24 protein-coding genes and 1 tRNA gene are annotated in these 23,870 nt (G+C 64.7%); 16 read left to right on the top strand and 9 right to left on the bottom strand.

Annotated features, from left to right (window positions below):
- The first annotated feature begins 118 nt into the window (after positions 1-118).
- From AC1RR3_RS26235 to AC1RR3_RS26225, 3 genes are all read left to right on the top strand, one after another.
- Entirely contained in the window at positions 119-1,171 is a 1,053-nt protein-coding gene (locus AC1RR3_RS26235; protein WP_492826039.1) for a hypothetical protein, read from the top strand.
- Positions 1,172-1,337: 166 nt separating this feature from the next.
- Entirely contained in the window at positions 1,338-2,783 is a 1,446-nt protein-coding gene (locus tag AC1RR3_RS26230; RefSeq protein ID WP_492826037.1) for an MATE family efflux transporter, read from the top strand.
- Between the two features lie 145 nt (positions 2,784-2,928).
- Positions 2,929-3,636, top strand: a complete 708-nt coding sequence (locus AC1RR3_RS26225; RefSeq protein ID WP_492826035.1) for a hypothetical protein — start codon at positions 2,929-2,931, stop codon at positions 3,634-3,636.
- A 107-nt stretch (positions 3,637-3,743) separates the two neighbouring features.
- Here AC1RR3_RS26225 and AC1RR3_RS26220 read toward each other — a convergent pair whose 3' ends face one another.
- From AC1RR3_RS26220 to AC1RR3_RS26195, 6 genes are all read right to left on the bottom strand, one after another.
- Positions 3,744-4,256 carry a hypothetical protein gene (locus AC1RR3_RS26220; protein ID WP_492826034.1) on the bottom strand — a complete coding sequence of 171 codons (513 nt, stop codon included), beginning with the start codon at positions 4,254-4,256 and terminating at the stop codon, positions 3,744-3,746.
- A 113-nt stretch (positions 4,257-4,369) separates the two neighbouring features.
- The gene (locus AC1RR3_RS26215; protein WP_492826032.1) at positions 4,370-4,771 is read right to left on the bottom strand and encodes an SRPBCC family protein; all 402 of its coding nucleotides are present in this window, start codon (positions 4,769-4,771) and stop codon (positions 4,370-4,372) included.
- 146 nt (positions 4,772-4,917) lie between these two features.
- On the bottom strand, positions 4,918-5,277 hold the full coding sequence (locus AC1RR3_RS26210) for a VOC family protein (RefSeq protein ID WP_026202432.1): 360 nt from the start codon (positions 5,275-5,277) through the stop codon (positions 4,918-4,920).
- A 99-nt stretch (positions 5,278-5,376) separates the two neighbouring features.
- On the bottom strand, positions 5,377-5,736 hold the full coding sequence (locus AC1RR3_RS26205; RefSeq protein WP_492826030.1) for a hypothetical protein: 360 nt from the start codon (positions 5,734-5,736) through the stop codon (positions 5,377-5,379).
- A gap of 129 nt (positions 5,737-5,865) precedes the next feature.
- Positions 5,866-6,705, bottom strand: coding sequence for a helix-turn-helix transcriptional regulator (locus tag AC1RR3_RS26200; protein ID WP_492826028.1), 840 nt, complete (start codon positions 6,703-6,705; stop codon positions 5,866-5,868).
- Positions 6,706-6,714: 9 nt separating this feature from the next.
- Positions 6,715-7,293, bottom strand: coding sequence for a methylated-DNA--[protein]-cysteine S-methyltransferase (locus AC1RR3_RS26195; RefSeq protein ID WP_492826026.1), 579 nt, complete (start codon positions 7,291-7,293; stop codon positions 6,715-6,717).
- Positions 7,294-7,466: 173 nt separating this feature from the next.
- Between AC1RR3_RS26195 and AC1RR3_RS26190 the strand changes: the two genes are divergently transcribed.
- The 13 genes from AC1RR3_RS26190 to AC1RR3_RS26130 all read left to right on the top strand — a co-directional run bounded on the left by AC1RR3_RS26190 (position 7,467) and on the right by AC1RR3_RS26130 (position 21,770).
- Positions 7,467-7,540 (top strand) — tRNA-Gly (locus AC1RR3_RS26190).
- 558 nt (positions 7,541-8,098) lie between these two features.
- Entirely contained in the window at positions 8,099-11,212 is a 3,114-nt protein-coding gene (locus tag AC1RR3_RS26185) for a VCBS domain-containing protein (RefSeq protein ID WP_492826024.1), read from the top strand.
- 198 nt (positions 11,213-11,410) lie between these two features.
- On the top strand, positions 11,411-11,992 hold the full coding sequence (locus tag AC1RR3_RS26180; protein WP_492826022.1) for a helix-turn-helix domain-containing protein: 582 nt from the start codon (positions 11,411-11,413) through the stop codon (positions 11,990-11,992).
- The gene (locus AC1RR3_RS26175) at positions 11,992-12,504 is read left to right on the top strand and encodes a GNAT family N-acetyltransferase (protein ID WP_492826020.1); all 513 of its coding nucleotides are present in this window, start codon (positions 11,992-11,994) and stop codon (positions 12,502-12,504) included. Before AC1RR3_RS26180 ends, AC1RR3_RS26175 begins: the two co-directional genes overlap by 1 nt.
- Positions 12,505-12,506: 2 nt before the next feature.
- Positions 12,507-12,971, top strand: a complete 465-nt coding sequence (locus AC1RR3_RS26170) for a GNAT family N-acetyltransferase (protein ID WP_492826064.1) — start codon at positions 12,507-12,509, stop codon at positions 12,969-12,971.
- Positions 12,972-13,061: 90 nt separating this feature from the next.
- On the top strand, positions 13,062-14,117 hold the full coding sequence (locus AC1RR3_RS26165; protein WP_492826018.1) for a LacI family DNA-binding transcriptional regulator: 1,056 nt from the start codon (positions 13,062-13,064) through the stop codon (positions 14,115-14,117).
- An 81-nt stretch (positions 14,118-14,198) separates the two neighbouring features.
- Positions 14,199-15,653 (top strand): xylulokinase, encoded by a 1,455-nt coding sequence (gene xylB, locus AC1RR3_RS26160; protein ID WP_492826016.1) that lies wholly within the window; start codon positions 14,199-14,201, stop codon positions 15,651-15,653.
- The gene (xylA, locus tag AC1RR3_RS26155) at positions 15,654-16,976 is read left to right on the top strand and encodes a xylose isomerase (RefSeq protein ID WP_492826014.1); all 1,323 of its coding nucleotides are present in this window, start codon (positions 15,654-15,656) and stop codon (positions 16,974-16,976) included.
- A 12-nt stretch (positions 16,977-16,988) separates the two neighbouring features.
- Entirely contained in the window at positions 16,989-17,747 is a 759-nt protein-coding gene (locus AC1RR3_RS26150; RefSeq protein ID WP_492826012.1) for an ATP-binding cassette domain-containing protein, read from the top strand.
- On the top strand, positions 17,747-18,829 hold the full coding sequence (locus AC1RR3_RS26145; RefSeq protein WP_492826010.1) for an ABC transporter permease: 1,083 nt from the start codon (positions 17,747-17,749) through the stop codon (positions 18,827-18,829). Before AC1RR3_RS26150 ends, AC1RR3_RS26145 begins: the two co-directional genes overlap by 1 nt.
- A 93-nt stretch (positions 18,830-18,922) precedes the next feature.
- Positions 18,923-19,855 (top strand): sugar-binding protein, encoded by a 933-nt coding sequence (locus AC1RR3_RS26140; RefSeq protein ID WP_492826008.1) that lies wholly within the window; start codon positions 18,923-18,925, stop codon positions 19,853-19,855.
- Positions 19,856-19,946: 91 nt separating this feature from the next.
- Entirely contained in the window at positions 19,947-20,924 is a 978-nt protein-coding gene (locus AC1RR3_RS26135; RefSeq protein ID WP_492826006.1) for an aldo/keto reductase, read from the top strand.
- Positions 20,925-20,927: 3 nt separating this feature from the next.
- Positions 20,928-21,770, top strand: a complete 843-nt coding sequence (locus AC1RR3_RS26130; protein ID WP_492826004.1) for an amidohydrolase family protein — start codon at positions 20,928-20,930, stop codon at positions 21,768-21,770.
- 196 nt (positions 21,771-21,966) lie between these two features.
- Here the strand turns inward: AC1RR3_RS26130 and AC1RR3_RS26125 are convergent, their stop codons facing one another.
- From AC1RR3_RS26125 to AC1RR3_RS26115, 3 genes are all read right to left on the bottom strand, one after another.
- Positions 21,967-22,332 (bottom strand): nuclear transport factor 2 family protein, encoded by a 366-nt coding sequence (locus tag AC1RR3_RS26125; RefSeq protein ID WP_492826002.1) that lies wholly within the window; start codon positions 22,330-22,332, stop codon positions 21,967-21,969.
- Positions 22,333-22,489: 157 nt separating this feature from the next.
- Complete coding sequence (locus AC1RR3_RS26120) at positions 22,490-22,840, bottom strand: RidA family protein (protein WP_008136479.1); 351 nt, start codon at positions 22,838-22,840, stop codon at positions 22,490-22,492.
- Positions 22,841-22,951: 111 nt separating this feature from the next.
- A complete protein-coding gene (locus tag AC1RR3_RS26115) occupies positions 22,952-23,869 on the bottom strand; it encodes an extracellular catalytic domain type 1 short-chain-length polyhydroxyalkanoate depolymerase (RefSeq protein ID WP_492826000.1) in 918 nt (305 codons plus the stop codon).
- Position 23,870 lies beyond the last annotated feature (1 nt).

Here is a 23,870-nt window from a genome sequence, read left to right as displayed (position 1 = left end):
TTCCGTCTCGGAATACTGGATCGCCCGCCTTCGCGGGCGATGACAACCAATGTGTGGCGTGTTGCGCCGTCCCATCCGCGATGACACACTCCCGCAAAACAACAAGCCGGGAGCGAACATGACTGCCGCAGCTGACACCGCGCAGGAAGCCCAATGGAAGCGCTGGCGCGCGGTCGCCGACCTCTATCACGCTTACTTCACCGGCCTCATCCTCACCGTCGTCACCCGCCGCGGCACGCCCGATGCCGCCGAGTTCGTCTTCCGCGTGTTTCGCCGCCAGCAGCAGGAGCGTTTCCTGCCGGGACTGGAAAAGCTCGGCCTCAGCCATCTGCCGCCGGCGGTCGCTGCTGCGCAGTACCACTATCTCTCCAACTGGATCGGCGGCGTGCATGTCGAGTACATGCATGAGAGCGACGTCAAGGCGTGGATCCGCTATCCGCCGCCGCGCTGGATCTGGAAGGGCACCGCGATCTGCGGCGTGCCGGGCGAGGTGAGCCGCGCGATGCTGCGCGGCTGGCACGCCAATAATGGCGTCGCGCTCGGCGATACCAGGCTCGGCTTCGTCTGCACCAAGCAGAGTGTCGACGGCCAGGACGGGCTCGAAGGCTACTATCATCAATACGACCATCCGCTCGAGATCGACCAGCGGCTGGTGTTCGCACGGCATCTGGAGGCGCCGCTGTTCGATGCCAAGACCGCGCCGGCATTGCCTGTTGCGAGCTGGCCGAAACCGCGCCTTGAAAAAGCCTATCGCAACTACGCGATGGAATATGTCCGCACCGCCGCGCCCGTGCTGGTGCAGCTGTTCGGACCTGAGGATGCCGGCTATCTCCTGCATCTCACCGGCAAGCTGATCGGCATGCAATATTTTGATGAAGTCGCCACTGCCTTGTCAGCGACTCGTGGTGGCGCGATCGAGTTCGCATCGTTCCTCGACTCGCTATTCGCCGCGCAGGACGATGTGGCCGAGATCACAAAGTCCGAAGGCACGTTCGAGATCCGACAGCAGAGCTGGAAGCTGATGGAAGATGTGTCCGACTATCACCACGCCTGCGCAAAAGTGCTGGAAGGATTGTTCGAAGGCCTCGCTGCCGGATGCGGTCGGCACATCAGCGTGCACCTGCGTCCGACGGCGGGCGGGCGGCCGCCGCTGCTGTGGACGATCGGTTAATTCCACCCACTGAAATGCGCTGCCGCAGGGCACGCCTGCACCCGGCGCAGGAGGAATCGGCAATTGCCGTGCTAACAAGCTCTCGCCGCGCGCTTCGCGCGATGAAATTCATTGGCACACCAAGTGATTGCTGCGCTGCAAATGGCGCTTCTGCCCGGGAGAGGACATGTCCGACATCGCCGAAATCCCGGTCGATGAACAAGAGCGTCCGCTGCCGTCGCCCCCGCGTCCGGTGAAAAGCGCGCTGACGGACGGGCCGATCCTGCGCACGCTGCTGGGGCTTGCCTGGCCGAACGTGATCGCGCTCTCGGCCGGCACCTGCGTGGTGATCGCGGAGACCTCCTATATCGGCCGGCTCGGCGTCGAGGCGCTGGCCGCGATGGCGCTGGTGTTTCCGACAGTGATCCTGACCATGACGATGTCGGGCGGCGCCATGGGCGGCGCGGTGGCCTCCGCCATCGCGCGTGCGCTCGGCGCCGGCGATCGCGAGCGCGCCGGCACGCTTGCCATGCATGCGCTCTTGATCGGCATCACCTTCGGCCTCGTCTTCATGTTGGGCATGCTGATCTTCGGGCCAAAAGTGCTCGAGATGCTCGGCGGCCGCGGCGATGTGCTGACGCATGCGATCGCCTACACGCAGGTGTTTTTCGGCGGTGCCGTGCTGCCCTGGCTGCTCAACACCATGGCGGGCGTGCTGCGCGGCACCGGCAACATGAAGCTGCCGTCGCTGTTGATCCTCAACTCCGCAGTCTGGCAGATCGTGCTCGGCGGCACGCTTGGGCTCGGGCTCGGACCCATGCCGCAGCTCGGCATGCGCGGCGTCGCCGCCGGCGCGCTGACCGCCTATTCCATGAACATCTGCGTGATGGGCTGGTACCTGTTCTCCGGCCGCGCCCGGGTCGTGCCAAAACTGCGCGGATTGCGCATCCAATGGGCGATGTTCTTCGACATCCTGAAAGTGGGCGCGATCGCCTGCTTCTCGCCGCTGCAATCGGTGCTGACGATCTCGATCTTCACCCACATGCTGGCCAAGTTCGGCACCGCAATCCTCGCCGGCTACGGCATCGGCGCGCGGCTCGAATTTTTGCTGACCTCGATCGCGTTCTCGTTCGGCATCGCCTCCGTGCCGATGGTCGGCATGGCGATCGGCGCTGGCCGCATTGCGCGCGCCCGGCGCATCGCCTGGATCGCAGGCGCGAGCGCCTTCGTTGCCGTCGGTGCGCCGGCATGCCTGGTCGCGGCCTTCCCCGATCTGTGGGTCAATATTTTTACAGACAGCGCGACGGTGCGCGCCACCAGCCACCAATATCTGTCGACGGTGGCGCCGTTCTACGCCTTCATCGGGCTTGCCTCGACGATGTACTTCTCCTCGCAAGGGGCGGCCAAGGTGATCGGCCCGGTGCTGGCGCAGACCGCGCGGCTGATCTACATCGCGACGATCGGCTGGTGGCTGTCGACGCATGAGGCGACCGCGCAGAGCTTCTTCTGGCTGGCCGCAAGCTCGATGGTCATGCTCGGCCTGCTCTCCTGCTCCAGCGTGGTGCTGACGCGCTGGGGACCGCGCGAGCGCAAGCCCGCGATCCGGCCGGCTCTGTCGGCGGCGGCGGATTAGGCGCGCTTGCCGGATTTTTGTTTCTGAATATTTCCATCAGCCACCTGGCAATGCCGGGTAACCACGACTGCCCTTTGCCGAAGGCTCCGCGCCAGCTCCTGGGAAGAACGTCGCGTCGAGTTCACCAGAAGCACGGAAAGGCATCATGACCTCGATTTCGGCGCTCTCCTCCCACCACCATCACGCATCGCCGTTGCAGCGATTGCAGGATGAACTGCAAACGGAAGTCAGTTCCGGCACGATCGATTCGTCCGATCAGTCGGCACTGTCGTCCGCGCTCAGCGACATCGACTCCGCCTTGCAATCGAGCAGCGCGAGCGATCAATCCAGCGGTAGCGGATCGTCGGCTGACGCGTTCAAGTCCAGGATCGACGATCTCATCCAGAAGGAAGTTTCGGACGGCAAGCTGACCGACCAGCAGGCCACCGAGCTGCAAGGCATCTTCAAGTCGGCGTTTGCGCAGGGACCGGGTGGGGCAGGTGGTCCGGGTGGAGCAGGCGGACCGCCGCCCGGCGGGCCTCCTCCGGCCAACGCCACGGACAGTTCGTCAAGCGGCAATTCGGTGGTCGACATGCTTCAGCAATTCCTGGATTCGCTGAAGGGCCTGCTCACGGATTCGACCTCGTCCAGCACGACGGGATCGAGCGACACGACGAGTGCAAGCGATTCGTCTTCGACCACCACCACGGACAGTTCGTCGAGCGGCAAGTCGGCGACGGACCTGCTTGAACAATTTCTTCAGTCGCTGAAGAACTCGCTCACGGATCCGACCTACAGCGCGACACAATCCAGCGACGCGACGGATGCACGCGATCCCTCGCTCTCCGGCGTCCTCCTCAACGATCGGATCTGATACCGGCGGCGCCCCATCCGCCGGCCCGGCGCAACCATCCTTCGTGCTCCGCGAAGGGTGGTTGCCGCGTTGCCAGGGTTGTCACGCAGCGGCGATATCTATCCGCTTTAGCGATGCTTGTGGCGACGATGGCCGCCACCGCCGCCGACATTGGCGAGGCGCATCAATTGCGGGATCATCGCCATCATGTCGCCTCCGCCTGAGCCGCCGAGCATGCCCATGATGTCGCCGCCGCCCATGCCGCCGATTCCGGCCGGCATATAGCCGCCTCCGCTCATCGGCGCGTAACCGCCGTAATTGGGCGCGCCGAAGCCGCCGCCGAGATTGCCGCCGCCGAGGCCGCCGCCCATCATGCCGCCAAGACCACCACCGAGCCCGCCGCCGCCGTTCTCCATCATGCGGCTCATCATCGGGCCCATGGTCTGCATCAGCATGGCGAAGCGGCGCTTGCCCATCTTCGCCTTCATCATCTCCAGCATCGGCGCCATCTGGGTCATCATGTCCTCGCCGCCGGCGCCTCCGCCGAGGCCCGCGAATTGCGCCTTTGCCGGCGTGCTCGCGACCGAAAACAACAGCAGCACGGCGGCTGCCTGGCAGATCACCTTGTCCGCACCTCTCATGGCATGCTCCTCGCGTGCGTGGCTTCGCCGGGAGAGCGGAGCCAACCGGACGCACGCCGTCATGGTTACGGCCGGGGAGGAGCGGGCTCTGTGAGAAAAATCACAGAGGCCTGTCAGGCCGCCGCGGATGGAAAAGCCCTGTGGATCGCGGCCACGGCTTCCCCGGTTTGCCCCTGGACATAGGCGGCAAGCTCGTTTGGAAGCATGTCGATGATCCAGACGAGGCGGCACCTCGCCTCACCCTCGGCGATCACCTGCACCGAGGCGCTGTAATGCTTCAGCCGCTCGTTGTTGATCGCATAGACGAGGCGCTGCCGCGCATCGTCGCAATCGACCAGCACCTCGCGCGCCACCGAACCGTTGGCGAAGGTGACGATGCGCGCATCGCCGTCGAGCGTGCAGGCGGTGACGAAGCCCGGCGCCAGCCGCTGCGGCAGTGCGCCGAAGTCGCGCACCGCATCCCAGACGTCGCGGGCCGAAGCGTTGAGAGGAATGTCGTTGTGGATGGAGGCCATGGGTGGGTATCCTTGATTTCGAGAGGTCGTCGCCACAAGCACCGTCATTGCGAGCGCAGCGAAGCAATCCGGAAATGTCCCCGCAGAATCAGTCTGGATTGCTTCGTCGCAAGGGCTCCTCGCAATGACGGAGGAGACCGAAGTGCTCACACGCAAACCGCCTCGACATTGTTGCCATCAGGATCGATCAGGAACGCCGCGTAGTAGGTCGGGCTGTAGTCCTTGCGTGGCCCGGCGCCGCCATTGTCGCGGCCGCCGCTCTTCAGGCCCTCGCTGTGAAAGGCCTTGACCGCGTCATGATTCCCGGCGCGAAACGCGATGTGCGCGCCGTCGGCCTTCCGCCCCTTATTGAGGTGCAGCCACAGCGCCGGCTCCCCCTTCGGCCCGAAGCCGGCATAGCCGTCGCCGCTGGAGCACAGGACATAGCCGAGCGGCGCCAGCACCGCTGTATAGAAGCGCGTGGCGGCATCGAGATCGGCAACGCGAAGTCCGATGTGGTCGTACATGGTCGTCTCCATTGCAATGCGCGCCGCAAATGGCGCACGCCGGAGAGGAACCTAGTCAGGTGAGGGCAAGCCACTCTTGGAGAATCTTGCGCATTCCGGCTAGTTTGCCGGTGTCTCCCCCTGCCACCGGATCACTCGTCTCAGATGATAGACCTGCACCCACATGTTCGTTCCGATCACGCTGATCGTGGCGACGATCAAGGCTGTGAGCTTTTGCGGGGCATGAAGGGCGAGGACGAGCAGGAACGCGGAAAGTGCCGCCGTGACGCCGAAGCTGAACCAGAGTCCAATGAGGCGCGGTGCAAACCAGGCCGGCTGACCGTCGGTGCCCCACTGCATCGGAATCCTGCGCAAGCCGATCTGGCGGCCGTAATAGACGGCACAACCCGCGATGAAGGCGAGGCCGACGGCAAGCGCGACCAGCGTGGCCGCAATCACGTCAATCGAGGCACTGTTCATCCGCCGGCTCGCCGCCTGAAGGGGCGCCAAATCGCCCTTCGGTTGTAATAACGCGCGATGTGCCGCAAGCGCCAGTGCGTCGCACCCGTCTGGTCAACAGACGGTTACCTGCCATCCGGCCAGCGTGTCTCAGTTGAGGACGAGGCGTTTCCCGAAAATCCTGCGCTTCCCGCGCGAGGCCTGGCGGAACTTGGTCGGCGACATGCCGGCGGCGCGGTGGAAAGTGCGGACGAAATTGGAGAGATCGCCGAAGCCGACGTCATAGGCGATGTCGGTGACCGCGATGTCGTCCTCGGTGAGCAGGCGCGCGGCGTGCCTCAGCCGCGAGCGCAGCAGATATTGATGCGGAGTGACGCCGAGCACGGCCGAGAACAGCCGCAGGAAGTGGAACGGGCTGAGGCCCGCCTGCCTTGCTGCCTGTTCGAGATCGACCTCGGCATGCGAATTGTCGTCGATCCACAGTGCCGCTTCCACCGCGCGGCGGCGGTCGCGCGCGGTCGGCGTTGCCGGCTTGCGCGCCTTGCCGGAGACGATTTCGACGAAACGGCCAGCCAGGATCTGGCCGACCTCGTCGAGGCCGAGGTCACTGTTGCCATCTGCCGCCGTCTGGGCGAGCTCGCCCAGCACCATCAGCTCGGGCAACGGCGGCGTCGCGCCGACCTGCCAGGCTTCGCGCCGCCCGCCGAGGGCATCGACGAGATCATCGCTGAGGAAGAACGACAGGCAGACGTCGCCGCTGACATGCTCATGCGTGCAGGTGTATTCGTCGCCGGGCGCGCCGACCAGCATCGCGCCTGCCACCAGCTCGAAGAAGCCGGCGCGGCAATGGCAGCCGAAGCTGCCGGAGCGGACATAGGCGATGGAATGGCCGGTGCGGCACTCGGCAAACGGCGTGTCGCCCGGCCCCGCATCGCAGCGGAACTCGGAGACGGTCATCGCGCGTGTCGTCAGCAGCGTGGTTGCGTCCATCCTGACTATCTAGGTGGGCGCTCGCGGCGGAGCAACGGGCAGCAGCACCTCGAACAGCGTCTTGCTGGCGACCGGATGGGCGCCCTCCAGCGACAGCAGCCGCCGTTTGGAAATCACCCCGCCGTAAGGCGAGATCCGGTCGGCGTAATTGCCGGCCTCCAGCACCCGGTGGCACGGCACGATCAGCATGTAGGGATTTTTGGCGATCGCCTGCGCCACCGAATAGGCGGCACCGGAGGCACCCAGCGCCTTGGCGATCTCGTGATAGGTGCGCGTCTCCCCGCGCGGGATCGTGCAGGTGTATTCGTAGACCCGCCGGCTGAAGGCCAGCACGCCGCCGGCATCCAGGCTGACATCGGAAAAATCGGGATCGCTGCCCTGCAGCAGGCCGACGATGCCCTCGATCGCAAGCTCGGCATTGGGCGGAGGCTGCTGCGCGCGCGCCTCCGGATGGACCTGGAAAATCCGGCGGCGGGTGTCGATCTCCCGCGCCTCCGGCAATTGCACGGCCACGACGCCGGTGCCGCTCCAGATGATGCCGCAGCGCCCTATCGCCGTGTCGAATATCGTGTAGCCACGCCCCACCATGCACACGCCCCACTCAGTGCACGTTTCTCCCCCGACACGAGATCATAACACCGCCACAATCCCGCGCACCTGGAATCTTACTGAATCGTTAAGAAGCATCCGGCCGGGTGCGCCAAACCGCTTGGCGGGACGCGCCGTCTCGGCTAATCAGAACGGGCGCTGCATGCGCATCCGCGGGCGTAGTTCAATGGTAGAACGGCAGCTTCCCAAGCTGCATACGAGGGTTCGATTCCCTTCGCCCGCTCCAAAGAACGTCATGGCCGCTGATTTGGTGAAGTCCTCATGCAGGACATCCGATGGCGTGAATTTCGAGAGCGAAATCCGATAATTATCTGAACGAACGATCCTGCGCCAATCGGTCCGTTGTCCGAATTGTTGCGCGTTCCCCCGACCCCTGGCCTGTCCGGAGGTATGAAGGGCCGCAGATCTGCCAAGGGCATCGGTCGCCCCAGCGTCGGTTCAAGCGGCCGATTTTTGGCGACGGAGCGGATCGCCGCTCGCGCCGCATTTCAGGATGGCGCAGCTTGCCGGCGCAGTCCGATTGCTTGCGTGCAGCGCGGCAGCCTTCAAAATAACCACAGCGGCCGAACCCGTTCACGCTCACCGCGTCGACCGAAAAGACTTCGGCAAGGTCGCTCTCCAGCAAGCCTTGTCACGATGACGAATCGAGCGACATCAAGCGTTCGTCATCCAGGGGCACTAAACCTGCCTTGGTTCGCAGGGGCTCATTGGTGCCGCGTTTTTGTTTCTGACTATCTCGCAAGACGTCCTGGTCCGGCCTGTTGCCGGGTCAACGGAGGCATTGATGACAAACTCAGCACCTGTTTTCACCGCCGACGATGGTCGCGGCGGTTCCGTCACGCGCGTGTCGACCAGCGCAATCGGGGCGCAGGCGGATGACCAAAGTCACCAGCCCGTGTTGTCGCCCGACGGCACGAAAGTGGCGTTCGAATCCTATGCCGACAATCTGGTGCCCGGCGACACCAACGGCGGACCCGACGTCTTCGTGAAGGACCTGACGACCGGGGCGATTACGCTCGTGTCGACCAATGCCAGCGGAGTACAGGGGGACAGCTGGAGCTACCAGCCGGTTTTTTCGCTCGATGGGACCAAGGTTGCGTTCGTATCGGCTTCCGACAATCTGGTGCCGGGCGATACCAACAACGCTTGGGACGTCTTCGTGAAGGACCTGACCACCGGCGCCGTCACGCGTGTGTCGACCAGCGCCGACGGAACACAGGCGGACGGCCTCCAGAGCACCAACCCGATATTCTCGCCTGACGGCACCAAGGTTGCGTTCTATTCCGATGCCGACAATCTCGTGCCCGATGATACCGACCATTTGCGCGACATCTTCGTGAAGGACCTGACCACGGGCGCGATAACGCTCGTGGGGACCAGTCCTTACAACGGGGGAGCCGGCAGCAACGGTGGGGATCAGAATGGTTTTACTTTCGCCCCCTCGTTCTCGCCCGACGGCAGCAAAATCGTGTTCGGGTCAACCACAGGGTTCGGCGCCACCAACGAGATCTACATCAAGGATCTCGCCACCGGGGCCACGACACTGGTGTCGGACAGCGCCGGCGGGGTTCATGGGAATGGCGGCAGCTACGACCCGGTGTTCTCGCCTGATGGCACCAAGGTGGCATTCTATACCTTCGCCGATAATCTTGTGCCGGGTAGTTCCAATATCGGAATCGGCAACATTGTCGTCAAAGATCTGACCACGGGCGTGATCACGCTGGTATCGGCCAATGCCAGCGGAGCTCCGCAGAACAATGGCGAAGCCCAGAAGCCCGTGTTCTCGCCTGACGGCACCAAGATTGCGTTCTATTCACTTGCCGACAATCTCGTGCCGGGTGTCAACGGCTATGAGGTCTATGTGAAGGACCTGATCACCGGGGCCGTCACGGTTGTCTCGACCAACGCGAGCGGGGCGCCGGCAAATGGCTACAGCCAGCTTCCCGGCTTCTCGGCTGATGGTACCAAGCTGATATTCGAGTCTTCAGCCAGCAATCTGGTGCCGGGCGATACCAACGGCACGTCCGACATCTTCGTCAAAGATATTGGCCAGTCGTCCGTTACGGAAGCCAGTCTGACAGACAATGGCGCCGCCCATGTTTCGACATCGGGGGCGGTGTTCTTTACCGACGCCGACAAGACCGACATTCACACGGTCTCGGTGGCCTCGCAAAACGGCAATCTCGGTACCCTCACGGCTATCGTCAACGACGCCGATGGCAAGGTGACGTGGAGCTATGATGTCTCCCGCGCCAACATCGCGCCGCTCGCGGCCGGGCAGACCCATGCCGACACCTTCACCCTGACTCTCGACGACGGCCACGGTGGAACCACGACGCAGGCCATCACCGTGACGCTGACGGGAATCGATGATGCCCCTGTGATCAGCTCGGGGGCGACGGCAAGCTTCGCAGAGAATGGCACTGATGTCGCCTACCACATCGCGGCAACCGACGTGGACGGCCCGACGCTGACCTATTCGCTCTCCGGTGCCGACGCGGCTCTGTTCGACGTGTCGGCGACAGGCAATGTGACGTTCAAGTCCGCGCCCGACTTTGAAGCGCCGAAAGACGCGAACCACGACAACGTCTATGACGTCACCATAGCAGTGAGCGATGGGACAAAGATCACCACAAAGAACGTCGCGATCGAGGTCACCGACGTGAATGATACCACCGGCGGCGGTGTTCTGACCGTCACTGGCTCGACTGGCTTCACATCGATTGATCGGGCAACGGTAAATATCACCGTAACCGGTAATTTGCATGAGACCGGCAGCGCCGGTGTCATCAGCAACAGCACGATCAATAATGTCGGTTCGCTGGACGAAACCAAGGCGGTGCTTGCGCTCGTGAACGATACGATCACCGGCGGTTCCCTCGGTGTGATCGTCGCCAATGGCGGCACCGTCACCTTCGACAAGGTGCATCTGGACGGGGTGTCGCTGCACGCGGCATCGGGTGGAGTTATCGAATCCGTTGCAGGCAGCACCAACACCTTCAACAATGTGGCACTCAAGGCCGGCGCCGCGTTTGACGACAGCGCCGGAAGCGTTCTGGATGTCAGCGGCACGCTGAACAATGGCGGCAGGATCGAGCTGTTCGACGCCGCGAAAATGGTCTTGACCGGCGACACCACAATTATCGGCAATGGCGAGATCAGGCTCGACCCGGGCTCCCTGATCCTGAACGGTGGTGCGCATCACACGCTCGACCTTGAAGGCGGCGCGATCGACGGCGCCGGCACGATCGGAAGCGGAGATCACAGCCTCACCTTGGATATCGGCTTCTCCGGCACGCTCGATGCGAACGGGTCGCAGCCGCTTGGCGTGAACACCGGCAATGCCGTCACCAGCAACGGCCTGATCGAAGCCATGCACGCCTCGCTCCATTTCGACGACGCCGTGTTCAATGCACTCGGAACGATCGCCGCCAATCAGGGCGGTACGATCGACTTCAGGAATGGGTTGACCAATGGCGGCATCGTCAATGTGCACACCGGCGGCGAGGTGGATGTCTCGGGCAATTTCGTCAACAACGGCACGGTCCTGGACAGTGGCGTGCTCAAGGTCGAAAATTTGAGCGGGTCTGGAGCTGTCAATGTCAACAACGGGACATTGGTGGTCACCGGCAATCTGAGCAGCAATGTCGTTCTGACCGGTACGGACTCATTTGTGTTCGAACCCGATGCCAAACAAACATCGGGTGTCATCTCGAATTATACGCCGGGCACGACCCTGGTGCTGGACGGCTTCGATACCGAGGTCAACGAGGCTTTCGACTATCAGACCGGCATTTTGACGCTGACCGATGCGGGTCATCATGCGATGACGCTTCACTTCTCGCCTGGATCCTTGATCCCGCAGGCCCACGGCGCGGCGTCGGATTTTCTTGTCTAGCGGATTTCCATAGCCATTCTGTCGTATCCGGCCTGCCACGCGCTTGCGGCAAGGCGCGATGCGTGAGCCTAATATTCCAATATATTAGCCTCACACACCCCGCACGCGCACCTTTCCCGGCTTAAGCTCTGCGTCGCCCCGGCGGGTGCGGTCCTCGTGTCGGGCGATGTTCGGATGAAGATCAGGACCTGCAAAGAGATGGACCAGCAGAAACTCGACCGTGCGATCGGTCGTCGCTTGAAGACCCTGAGGACGCAGGCGGGCATGACGTTGAACGAACTCGCAGCGCGCTCCGGCGTCAGCCGGGCCATGATCGGGCGGGTGGAGCGGGCGCAGAGCAGTGCGACGGCCGCGCTGCTCAACAAGCTCTGCGCGGCGCTCGATGTCACGCTCAGCGACGTCGTCGCGCTCGCGGAGAAGCCGCCGGAGCGGCTGATGCGGCTGGCAGACCAGCCGCATTGGCGTGATCCCGACAGCGGCTATCGGCGGCGTCATGCCTCGCCGCCGGATGCGGCAAGCGGCATCGAGATCATCGTTGTCGACCTGCCGGCCGGCGCGCGCGTCTCCTACAGCCCCTGGGGCCGCAACGCTTTCACCCAGCAGCTGCTGATGCTCGAGGGCGCGGTCTGCGTGCATATCGACGCCAAGGCGGTGCGGCTGCGTGACGGCGACTGCCTCGACTTCGATGTCATGCGCTCCGTGACCTTCGAGAATGAAACCAAACATGACGCGCGCTACGTCATCATCACGCGGCGCGGCACATCGTACGGGAAAATGTGATGTCGCTGATCGTGCGGGACGCCATGCTGGAGGATGCCGAGGACATTCTGGCCATCTACAATCATGCCGCGATCAACACCACCGCGGTGTGGACCGATGGCCCGGTTGATCTCGATTCGCGGCGCGCGTGGATCCGCGCGCGATGGGACGCCGGCTATCCCGTTCTGGTCGCCATGAAGGGCAGCGATGTGGTCGGCTTCGCCTCGTTCGGCGATTTCCGTCCCTGGCCCGGCTATCGGCACACGGTGGAGAATTCCGTCTATGTCGATGAGCGGCATCATCGCGCGGGAATCGGCCGCGGCCTGATGATTGCGTTGATCGAGCGGGCCACGGCGCTGAGCAAGCACACGATGGTCGCCGCGATCGAGGCCTCGAATTCCGGCTCGATCGCGCTGCACGCGTCGTTCGGCTTTACCGAGGTCGGCCGCATGCCTGAGGTCGGCTGCAAGTTCGGCCGCTGGCTCGATATGGTCCTCATGCAGAAGCGGCTTTCAAGCGGAGTGAGACCGTGACGATGCAGATCCGGACCGGCGACACTTTCGATCCCCGCGTCATCGCGCTGCTCGACCATCACGTCACGGCGGCGCGGGCACAGACCGCGCCGGGCAGCGCCCATGCGCTCGACCTGGCGGGCCTGCGCGCGAGCGACGTCGCGTTCTGGACCGGCTGGGACGGCGACACGCTGGTCGCCACCGGCGCGCTGAAGACGCTCTCGGCCGACCATGGCGAGGTGAAGTCGATGCACACGCTTCAGACCACGCGGCGGCGCGGCTTTGGCGGCCAGATGCTCCGCCACATCATCACCGAGGCCCGTGTGCGCGGTCTGTCGCGGCTCAGCCTCGAGACTGGCTCTTGGACCTATTTCAAGCCCGCGCACGCGCTCTACCAGGCGCACGGTTTTGTGCTGTGCGGCCCGTTCGAAGGCTATGCCGAGGACCCCAACAGCCTGTTCCTGACGCTGGATCTGACCGGCGGCTAGCCACGGCCCGGTGCAACCCGGACTCGAGACTGTCGCTTTTCCCCTCAAAATGAGTTGCGTACCTCAAAACGCCTCTGATAGCCTTCAGGCATGGCCGAGACTCTCGCTGCCAACGCGCTGACGCTGAAGGACATCGCCCGCCAGGCGGGCGTGAGTCTCGCGACAGTGGACCGGGTCCTGCACAACCGCCCGGGCGTGCGGCCGGACACCGTCCGGCGCGTCAGGGAGGCGATCGAGCGCAATGCGTTCCAGCCGCATGTGGCGGCCGCCGAGCTCGCCCGTGGCCGCGCCCGCCGCTTTGCCTTCGTGATGCCATCAGGGCCGAACCCGTTCATGCAGCAGATCGAGGCCTATCTCGGCGAGATGTCGGCCTGGCTTTCGGCCCGTCGCCTCAATGTCGAGATGGTCGCAACCGACGTATTCGACCCCTCCGTGCTCGCAGCCTCGCTGGAGGCGCTGTCGGGCGATTACGACGGCGTCGCCGTGGTCGCGCTCGACCATCCGGGTGTGCGTGCCGCGATCAATGATCTCGTCGATGCCGGCACCAAAATCGTCACGCTGGTGTCGGACGTGCCGTCCTCGCGCCGCCACCATTATGTCGGCATCGACAACATCGCGGCAGGGCGCACCGCCGGCGCGCTGGTCGGGCGGCTGGCCGGCGGGCGGTCCGGCAAGGTCGCGATCGTCGCGGGATCGCAGGGCCTGCGCGACCATGCCGAGCGCATCTTCGGCTTCAACCAGGTGATGGCCTCGGAATTTCCTGACCTCAGCGTGCTGCCGGTGCTGCAGGGACGCGATGAGGACGAACGTTCCGAGCAGCTGCTGTCGCGGCTGTTGGGCAGGCATGCTGACATTGTCGGCCTTTATAACGTCGGCGCCGGCACACAGGGCGTTGCCCAAGCGTTGAATGCCAAGGCGTTGAGCGAGGCCGGCCGCGACAAGGTCGTGTTCGTCGGGCACGACGTCACGGCGCTGACGCGCCGGCTGCTGCTCCAGGGCGTGATGGATGCCGCGATCTCGCAGAACCCCGGACATGAGGCGCGTGCCGCCGTGCGCGTGCTGCTCGCGCTCGCCCGCGGCGAGCCGATTTTGCGCGAACAGGAGAAGATCAGGATCGACATCGTGATGCGGGACAATCTGCCGTAGCGGCAGCGGGACTTCGAACGGCGCGTGGCGGAAAAGGCGACGTCAAGCTCGCACACCGCGACAGGCAAAAGGGAGGACGGCGTGTATCTCGGACTGGACGTCGGCACATCAGGTGTGAAGGCGGTGCTCGTGAGCGAAGCCGGCGCTGTCGTCGCGACGGCGGCGCGCGAGCTTGCGCTGTCGCATCCCGCGCCGCTGTGGTCCGAGCAGGATCCGGATGCCTGGGTCGATGCTGCGACCGGCGCGGTCGATGACCTCGCAAATCGTCATCCGCGTGAGGTCGCTGAGGTCCGCGGCATTGGGCTGTCAGGCCAGATGCATGGCGCGACACTGCTGGACGAGAACGGTCGCCCATTGCGGCCTGCAATCCTCTGGAACGACGGCCGCTCGCAGGCTGAATGTGTCGAGCTGGAGCGGCGCTGTTCATCGCTGCACGCGATCGCCGGCAATCTGGCGATGCCCGGCTTCACCGCGCCGAAGCTGCTCTGGGTCGCGCGGCATGAGCCCGATATTTTCGCGCGCGTCGCAAAGGTGCTGCTGCCGAAGGCCTATGTCCGCTACCGCATCACCAGCGAGATGGTCGAGGACATGTCGGACGCCGCCGGCACGCTGTGGCTCGACGTCGGCCAGCGCCGCTGGTCTTCGGAGCTGCTGCAAGCCACCGGGCTTGATCTGCACCACATGCCGCGCCTCGTCGAAGGCAGCGCGGTCAGCGCAATGCTTGCGCCTGACTTCGTGCAGCGCTGGAGCATGGCGAAAGATGTCGTGGTTGCGGGCGGCGCCGGCGATAACGCTGCGAGCGCAATCGGGCTCGGCGCGATTGCCCCCGGCGATGCCTTCCTCTCATTGGGCACATCGGGCGTCGTGTTCCGCGTCACCGATCGCTTCGCGCCGGCGCCGGCTTCCGCTGTGCATGCCTTCTGCCACGCGCTGCCCGGTCTCTGGCACCAGATGGGCGTGATGCTGTCGGCTGCGGCCTCGCTGGCCTGGCTCTCAGGCGTGATGGAGACGCCGGCTGCGGCGCTGCTGGCGCCGCTCGGCGCGCACGTCGACGGGCCGAGCCCGGTCAAGTTCCTGCCCTATCTCGACGGCGAACGCACGCCGCATAACGATGCTGCCGCCAGCGGCGCCTTTGTCGGTTTGCGCGGTGCCACCGGGCGCAGCCAGATCGTGCAGGCCGTGCTCGAAGGCGTTGCCTTCGCCGCGCGCGATAATCTCGCGGCACTGAGCGCGGCGAGCGGGCCCATTCCCGAACTCGATCTCGTCGGTGGCGGCTCGCGCTCGCCGCTGTGGGCGCAGATCTGCGCCGACGTGCTCGGCATTCCCGTCCACCGCGTCGAGGAAGGCGAGGTCGGGGCCGCGCTCGGTGCTGCCCGGCTCGGGCGCCTTGCCTCCACCGGCGAAGATCCGGCTGACGTCTGCACCCGCCCGCGCCGGCTCGCGAGTTTCGTGCCCCGCGCATCCGTGACCGCGGCCTACGACGAGGCCTATCGCCGCTGGCGCGCGCTTTATCCCGCGTTGAAGGAGAGTCTTTAAGTGAACGCGTCAGCCAAATTCTTCGATGCCAGCACGCCTGTCACCTTTGCCGGCAAGGATGCGGCCAACACGCATGCCTTCCGCTGGTACGACAAGGATCGGCTGGTGCATGGCCGCAGGCTCGAGGATCACTTGCGCTTTGCGGTTTGCTATTGGCATTCGCTGTGCTGGCCAGGTGGCGATCCCTTCGGCGGCGAAACCTTTTTGCGGCCCTGGCATCACGGCTCCGATGCGATGGCGATGGCACAGGCCAAGGCTGATGTCGCCTTCGAGCTGTTCCGCCTGCTGGACGTGCCCTTCTTCACCTTCCACGACGTCGATGCGGCGCCGGAAGGTAACTCGCTCAGCGAATCCGTCGCAAATCTCAACGCGATCGCGGACCTGTTCGAAACGAAAATGGCCTCGGCAAAAGTCCGCCTGCTATGGGGCACCGCCAATTTGTTCACGCATCGCCGCTACATGGCGGGCGCCGCGACCAATCCGGACCCCGACATCTTCACCTATGCCGCTGGCCAGGTCCGCGCCGCGCTGGAAGTGACGCACCGGCTCGGCGGCCAGAACTATGTGCTGTGGGGCGGCCGCGAGGGCTACGAGACGCTGCTCAACACCGATCTCAAGCGCGAGCTCGACCAGCTCGGCCGTTTCGTCTCGCTGGTCGTCGAGCACAAGCACAGAATCGGCTTCAAGGGGCCGATCCTGATCGAGCCGAAGCCGAAGGAGCCGACCAAGCATCAGTATGATTTCGACGTCGCGACCTGCTACGGCTTCCTTGAACGCTACGATCTGCTGAAGGACGTCAAGCTCAACATCGAGCAGAACCACGCCATCCTCGCCGGCCACTCCTTCCACCACGAGGTCGCGCTGGCCGAGGCGCTTGGCGTGTTCGGCTCGCTCGACATCAACCGCGGCGACGATCTGCTCGGCTGGGACACCGACCAGTTCGCGATGAATGTGGGTGAGCTGGCGCTGGTGTTCCACGAGATCCTGAACCGCGGCGGTTTCACCTCGGGCGGGCTCAATTTCGACGCCAAGATCCGCCGCCAGTCGATCGACCCCGACGATCTCATTCACGCCCATGTCGGTTCGATGGACGCCTGCGCGCGGGCCTTCCTTGCCGCCGCCGACATGCTCGATGCCGGCGCGATCACCGCGACGCTCGAGAAACGCTACGAGGGATGGGCCGGTCCTGAGGGGCGCGCCATTCTCGGCGGCCAGCGTTCGCTCGCCGATCTTGCCGATCGCGCGCTCGGTCCCGACTTCGACCCGCAGCCGCGCTCGGGTCGGCAGGAATATCTGGAATCACTCGTCAACCGCTACGTCTGAGCGAGGCTGCTGATGGCAAGTGCTGACGCAACACCGGTCCTCGAACTCCAGGGCATCGGCAAGGAGTTCGGCGCGATCCGCGCGCTGCATGGCGTCGACATGCAGGTCTTTCCCGGCGAAGTGGTCGGCCTGATGGGCGACAATGGCGCCGGCAAGTCGACGCTGGTCAAGATCATCGCCGGCAATTTCCGCCCGACCCATGGCGAAGTCCGCTTTGCCGGCAGCGCCGTCCATTTCACCCGGCCGGTCGATGCCCGCGCCGTCGGCATCGAGGTGGTCTATCAGGATCTCGCGCTCGCCGACAATCTGACGGCGGCCGCCAACGTCTTTCTCGGGCGCGAGCTGAAGCGCAAATTCGGACCGCTCGCGCTTCTCGACCACAAGGCGATGGCGGCGCGCGCGCTGGAATTGTTCGGCGAGCTGCGCTCGGAGACGCGGCCCGACGATCTCGTCAAGCAGATGTCGGGCGGCCAGCGCCAGGCGGTCGCGATCGCGCGCACCCGGCTCTCCAATGCGCGGCTGGTGATGATGGACGAGCCGACGGCGGCGATCTCGGTCCGCCAGGTCGAGCAGGTGCTCGGACTGATCCACCGGCTGAAGGAGCAGGGCGTCGCGGTGATGCTGATCTCGCACCGCATGCCCGACGTATTCGCGGTGTGCGACCGCGTCATCGTCATGCGCCGCGGCGAAAAGCGGGCCGACAAGCCGATCCACGAGACCTCCCCTGAGGAAGTCACCGCCCTCATCACCGGCGCGAAGGAGGCGGCGTAATGGCCATGCCCCTGGAATCCCCGATCACCTTCTCGAATGTCGGCAAGGTCAGATGGTGGCAGCGCGGCATCTTCGCCTCCCAGACCGGCTATGTGCTGCTCGCACTCGCCGTGCTGCTGGTGATCATGCATTTCGCCAGCCCGTATTTCTTCACCGAAGGCAACATGCAGAACGTGGCGAAGAATTTTTCGTTCATCGCCATCGCCACCCTCGGCGTCACCTTCGTGATCATCACCGGCGGCATCGATCTGTCGGTCGGCTCGATGATGTGCTTCTCGGCCATGATCACCTCGATGGTCATGACCGAGCTGTCGACGCCCGGCGGGCTCGGCGCCTCGCTGTTCGTGCACATGGCGGCGGACGGCAAGACCGTGCTGGCCAACGTGCCGGGGCTGATCCTGCTGATCTCGATCGTCGCGGGCCTCGGCGTCGCGCTGATCGTGGGTCTCGTCAACGGCTTCTGCATCGCGGTGCTGGGCCTGTCGCCCTTCGTCACCACGCTCGGCATGCTCTCGATCGTGCGCGGGCTCGGCTATGTCGTGTCCAACGGCCGCGGCAGTTTTCCGGGCGGGCCGGATGCCGATTATTTCTACACGCTGACGTCGGGCGACGTGCTCGGCGTGCCCGTGCCGTTCATCTATCTCGTGGTCCTCGCGCTGGCGATGGCGGTGGTGTTGCATCACAGTGCTTTCGGCCGCCACGTCTTCGCGCTCGGCGGCAACGAGAAGGCGGCCGAGCTCACCGGCATCCCGGTGGTGCGGGTGAAGATCGAGGTCTACGTGATCTGCGCGCTCGCCGCGGGCCTTCAGGGCATCATCATCTCCGGCTGGCTTGGCTCCGCGCCGGCCAACATGGCGACCTCCTATGAGCTCAACGTGATCGCGGCCGCCGTGATCGGCGGTGCCAACCTCGCCGGCGGCATCGGCGGTCCGCTCGGGGCCATCGTCGGCTGCGTGCTGCTCGAGGTCATCCGCAACGGTCTCGTGCTGGCGCAGGTCTCCTCCTACTGGCAGCAGACGCTGGTGGGCGTGATCATCATTCTGGCCGTTCTGGTCGACCGCATCCGTTCGCGGATGATCTGACGTGACGTCGTCGGGAAGGCAACGAAAATGCCGCCTGTCCGCTTCCCGGACGATTTTGAGAGGATGGGCGCCAAACAAGGGTGGAGGAAAGCAATGAGGAGACTTCTTCTTGCGGGCATGGCTGTCGCGCTGATGGCGACGCCGGCGCTTGCCGCGAACTACCGCTTCGTGATCGTGCCCAAGGCGATGAACAATCCGTTCTTCGACTTCGCGCGCGACGGCTGCCAGAAGCGCGCCAAGGAGCTCGGCAATATCGAGTGCATCTACAAGGGGCCGGTCGAGCACGAGCCGGCGACGCAGGCGCAGATCATCCAGGACTTCGTCACCCAGAAGGTCGATGGCCTCGCCATCTCGGTCGCCGACGTCGCGGCCATGACCAAGTCGATCGAGGCTGCGACCGCGGCCGGCATTCCCGTCATTACCTTTGACGCCGATGCGCCGGGCTCCAAGCGCATTGCTTATATCGGCACCAACAACAAGGAATTCGGCGTCGCGCTCGGCAAGCAATTGCTGAAAATGCGCCCCGACGGCGGCAAATACGCGATGGTTTCGGGCGGTCCCGGCGCCAAGAATCTCGCCGAGCGCGTCGACGGCGTCCGCGAGGCGCTGAAGGGCTCGAAATGGGCCGAGGTCTCGGGCTCTCCGACCTTCTGCAACGACGACCCCGCGCTCGCGGTCCAGCAGATGACCGACGTGCGGACGTCGACCCCCGACCTCGCCGCGATTATTCCTATCGGCGGCTGGCCGATGTTCGCGCCCGAGGGCTTCAAGGCCTTCGCGTCGAGGTCCAAGAAGGACATCGATTCCGGCAAGTTCACGCTTGTTGTCGCCGATACCCTGAAGATGCAGCTCGAGCTGCTGCGTGACGGCTATGCCAATGCGCTGGTCGGCCAGCGTCCATTCGAGATGGGCGAGAAGGCGATGGACACGCTGCTCGCCATCAAGAAGGGCGAGAAGGTGCCGGAGATCGTCTATACCGGCCTCGATCTCGTCACCAAGGAAAACGTTGCACAGATGCTGAAGTAGGAGCGCCGCCAGCCCCGCGCTCCTGCGTGCCTCTCCCGCTTGCGGTTTCCGCAAGCGGGAGAGATGATTTGGACTGTTGGAAGGATTTGGAATGAAACGATCGCGGCTCGGCTCCCTCGACGTCACCTCAATCGGCCTTGGTTCCGCCCCGCTCGGCGGATTGTTCAGCCCCGTCAGTGATGCCGATGCGCACGCCACGCTCGAGCGCGGATGGTCGGCCGGCATCCGCTTCTACGATACCGCGCCGCTCTACGGCTTTGGCCTCGCCGAGCGGCGGCTCGGCGCATTCTTGCGGCAGCAACCGCGCGACTCCTACGTCATCTCGACCAAGGTCGGCCGCTTGCTGCGCGCGCCCGATGGTGCTGCCACTGAGGACGATTACTACAAGGGCACGCAGCGCGAGCGCCCGGTGTTCGATTTCTCCCATGACGGCGTGATGCGGTCGGTCGAGGAGAGCCTGGGTCGGCTCGGGCTCGGCCGTGTCGACGTCCTGCTCGTGCACGATCCTGACGATCACTATGACGCCGCCGTCGCCGGCGCCTTCCGTGCGCTCCAGCGCCTGCGCAGCGACGGCACGGTCAAGGCGATCGGCGCCGGCATGAACCAGTCGGAAATGCTGGTGCGTTTTGCCGAAGCCGTGCCGGTCGACTGCTTCCTGCTCGCAGGACGCTACACGCTGCTGGATCAGGGTGCACTGGATGCGCTGTTTCCGGTTTGTCAGGCAAAGAACATCGGCATCCTGCTCGGCGGCATCTACAACAGCGGAATCCTCGCCAACCCGGGCGCAGGCGCGAAGTTCAATTATGAGGATGCCAATGCGGCATTGATCGCGCGGGCGCGCGAGCTCGACGAGCTATGCCGCAAGCATGGGACCGAGCTAAAGGCCGCCGCGCTCCAGTTCTGCATGGCGCACCCGGCGGTGACGGTCGCCGTGCTCGGCGCGCGCAACGCCGGTGAAGTCGCCGACAACATCGCGATGTCGGAGAAGGCGGCGCCGCCGGCCTTCTGGCAGGAATTGCGCGCGCGAAAACTCGTCGATGCGCGGGCACCGCTGCCGGGTGGAGCGTAAGGCATGGTGATCGACGGCCATCAGCATTTCTGGGATCCGGCGCGCGCCGACTATCCCTGGATGGACGCGCCCGAGCTGACTCCAATTCGCCGCGCCTTCGGCCCCGCCGATCTCGCGCCATTGCTGAAAGCGAACGGCATCGATGCGAGCATCGTGGTGCAGTGTCGTTCGGCGCTGGAGGAGACCGAGGCGTTTTTGCGCATCGCGCACGCGACGCTGTCAGTCATCGGCGTCGTCGGCTGGGTCGATCTGACCGACGGTGCGATCGGCGACACGCTCGACCGGCTGCGCGCCTCGCCAGGCGGCGACAAGCTGGTCGGCGTCCGCCACCAGGTCCACGACGAGGTCGATCCCGACTGGCTGCTGCGCAAGGACGTCCAGCGCGGTCTCAGTGCATTGTTCACCCGCGATCTCACCTATGATTTCCTGGTCCGCACCCGCGAGTTGCCCGCCGCGATCGCAACCGCAAAAGCGTTTCCGCAGGCGCGCTTCGTGCTCGACCACGCCGCCAAGCCGCCCATCGCCGACGGTGGCAGCGCCGAATGGTCCGACCGCATCAAGGCGCTCGCCGCTTGCGGCAATGTCTGGTGCAAGATCTCCGGCCTCGCGACGGAGGCGAAGTGGAATGATTGGGATGCGGAGCGGCTGTTTCCGTTCGTCCAGCATGTCGCGACATGTTTCGGTGAGGATCGCCTGATCTTCGGCTCGGACTGGCCGGTGTGCCTGCTGGCGGGGAGCTATCGCGAGATCAAGGGCGCGCTGGAGGTGTGTCTGGCGAAGCTCGGTGCGAACGTGCGCGAGAAGGCATTTGGGGTGAATGCGAAGACTGCGTATCGGTTGCGATGATGCCAACCGCGAACTCGCTACCCCTTCTCCCCTTGTGGGAGAAGGTGGCGCGAAGCGCCGGATGAGGGGTATGCTTCCGCGAACTCAACTCCCGGGATTCCGCGCGGAGAGATACCCCTCACCCCAGTGAGCCAGTATTTACGAACGGAGCTGCCCTCTCCCACAAGGGGAGAGGGCACAGCAACGAGCAGCGCCTTCACGCGCCCGCAGGCACCTGGTCCAGAAACCCTGTGACGCTCCTGATCCGCCCGTCCTTCAGCACGGCAAAATCCGTCCCCTTGATCGGACTGTCCACGCCGTCGGGACCAAGCCCCCACGAAAACCGCAAATGATCGCCGTAGCCGTTGGGCTCGCCGATCAGCTTGAACTTGAAGTCGGGAAAGCGCTGCTGCACGCCTGATATCAGCGCGTCGATGCCGTCCTGGCCGTCGCCCGTCATCAGGGGATCGACATAGCTTGCATCCGCTGTCCAGTTCTGGCTCAGCAGCTCGCGCCGGCGGCTTGTCGCGCGTTCGTTCCAGAGATCGATGTAGCGGCGGGCGATGGTGACGGGATCGGTCATGGGGCTCTCCTTCGATGATGCCGTGTCCGGCTGTGCCCGACTATCGAAGGTTCGCGCGCGCTGATCGATTACCTCGGAGGTCATCGGCAGGCGCAAAAAAATGAAGCGCGATGATGCTCTCATCGCGCTGCATTCGTGTGTGAGTTGTGCGCGAAGATTACTTCGCAGCCGTCACCATGATCTCGACGGTGTATTGCGCCGCGGCGAGCTTGGCCTCGACGGTGGCGCGGGCCGGGGTGTTGCCGGGCGAGACCCAGGCGTCCCACACCGCGTTCATCTCGCCGAAGGTCTTCATGTCGGTGATGTAGATCGTGGCCGAGAGCAGCTTCGACTTGTCGGTGCCGGCCTTGGCGAGATGGCCGTCGATGGTCTTCAGGATGTCCTGGGTCTGTTTGGTCACGCTTTCGCCGGCCGCGTTGCTGGCGACGACGCCGGCGAGATAGACGGTGTTGCCGTGCACGACGGCCTGGCTCATGCGCGGGCCGGTTTCAAAACGCTGAATGCTCATTGGGATCTCCTATGAATGGCGGCCCTGTCTAGCGCAGCGCCTTGCGCTCTGCCACCCCGGGCACGCATGCGTTGCCGGGCACGCATGCGTTGCCGCTGATGCATGCGTCGTTCACGGAAACTGACTGAAGAACGACCAGATCGTCTCGGCGCCGTCGATGTCGCTGTTCTGCGGTCCCAGCAGGCTGGTCGCGACCCTCGGGAAGCGGGCATCCGGTGCAAATCCCGGCATGCGATGGCCGCCACCATTGACGCGATAGAGCACGACGTCGTGCCCTTTGGGGCAGCGCGAGGCGATCCGCGTGACCGTGGACTGGTCTGCGGCCACCCTGTCGGGCATTTCAGTTACGCTGGCGTCGTCGGTGTCGCACTCGTTGAGCTTGCGCCAGAAGGCCAGCGTCTCCTCGGTCGACCAGAATCCGTCTGCGGCAAAATAGCTCGATCCGCGCCCGCCCGCGTAGGGGACCAGCGGGTCGGCCGTGCCGTTCATGAGCAGCATCGGCAGCGGCCGCGACGGGTGGCACGTGACTGCGGCCTCGTCAGTGAGATTCATGATCACGCTCGCACCCGCCGCAAACAGATCGGCGCGTGCGCAAACGAGCGTCATCGCCATGGCGCCGCCATTGGAGATGCCGGCGACATAGACGCGTTTTGGGTCGGCCGTACCGTTCGTCACCAGCTTCTCGACGAGCTCTGCGATGAAAGCGACGTCGTCGGTGCCCTCCGGCGGGCCACGCAGCGCAGGTCCCGCCTTCGTCCGCGCATCGGCCCAGGCATGGTTGAGGCCATCAGGAAAAACCACGGCAAAACCTTCGCGCTTGGCGACCTCGGGCCAAGCCGTCCGCGCGACCATGTCGGCGCCGCGCTGAGTCTTGCCATGCAGCACGACCACCAGCGGTACAAGTCGCTTGCCCGGCAGTTGCACGGTGTAGGACCGCTTCGTGCCGTTGACGTCGATGGTGTCGGCTGATGCAACGGAGGCTGTCGACAATGCCGCAAGAAGCGCCCCGATCTGCGTCCACCGCCGCATG

This window comes from Bradyrhizobium sp. GW821-FHT13H05 (genome assembly GCF_058804065.1).
Note: the sequence above shows the minus strand (reverse complement) of the source record. Positions and strands in the feature narration are given on the sequence as shown.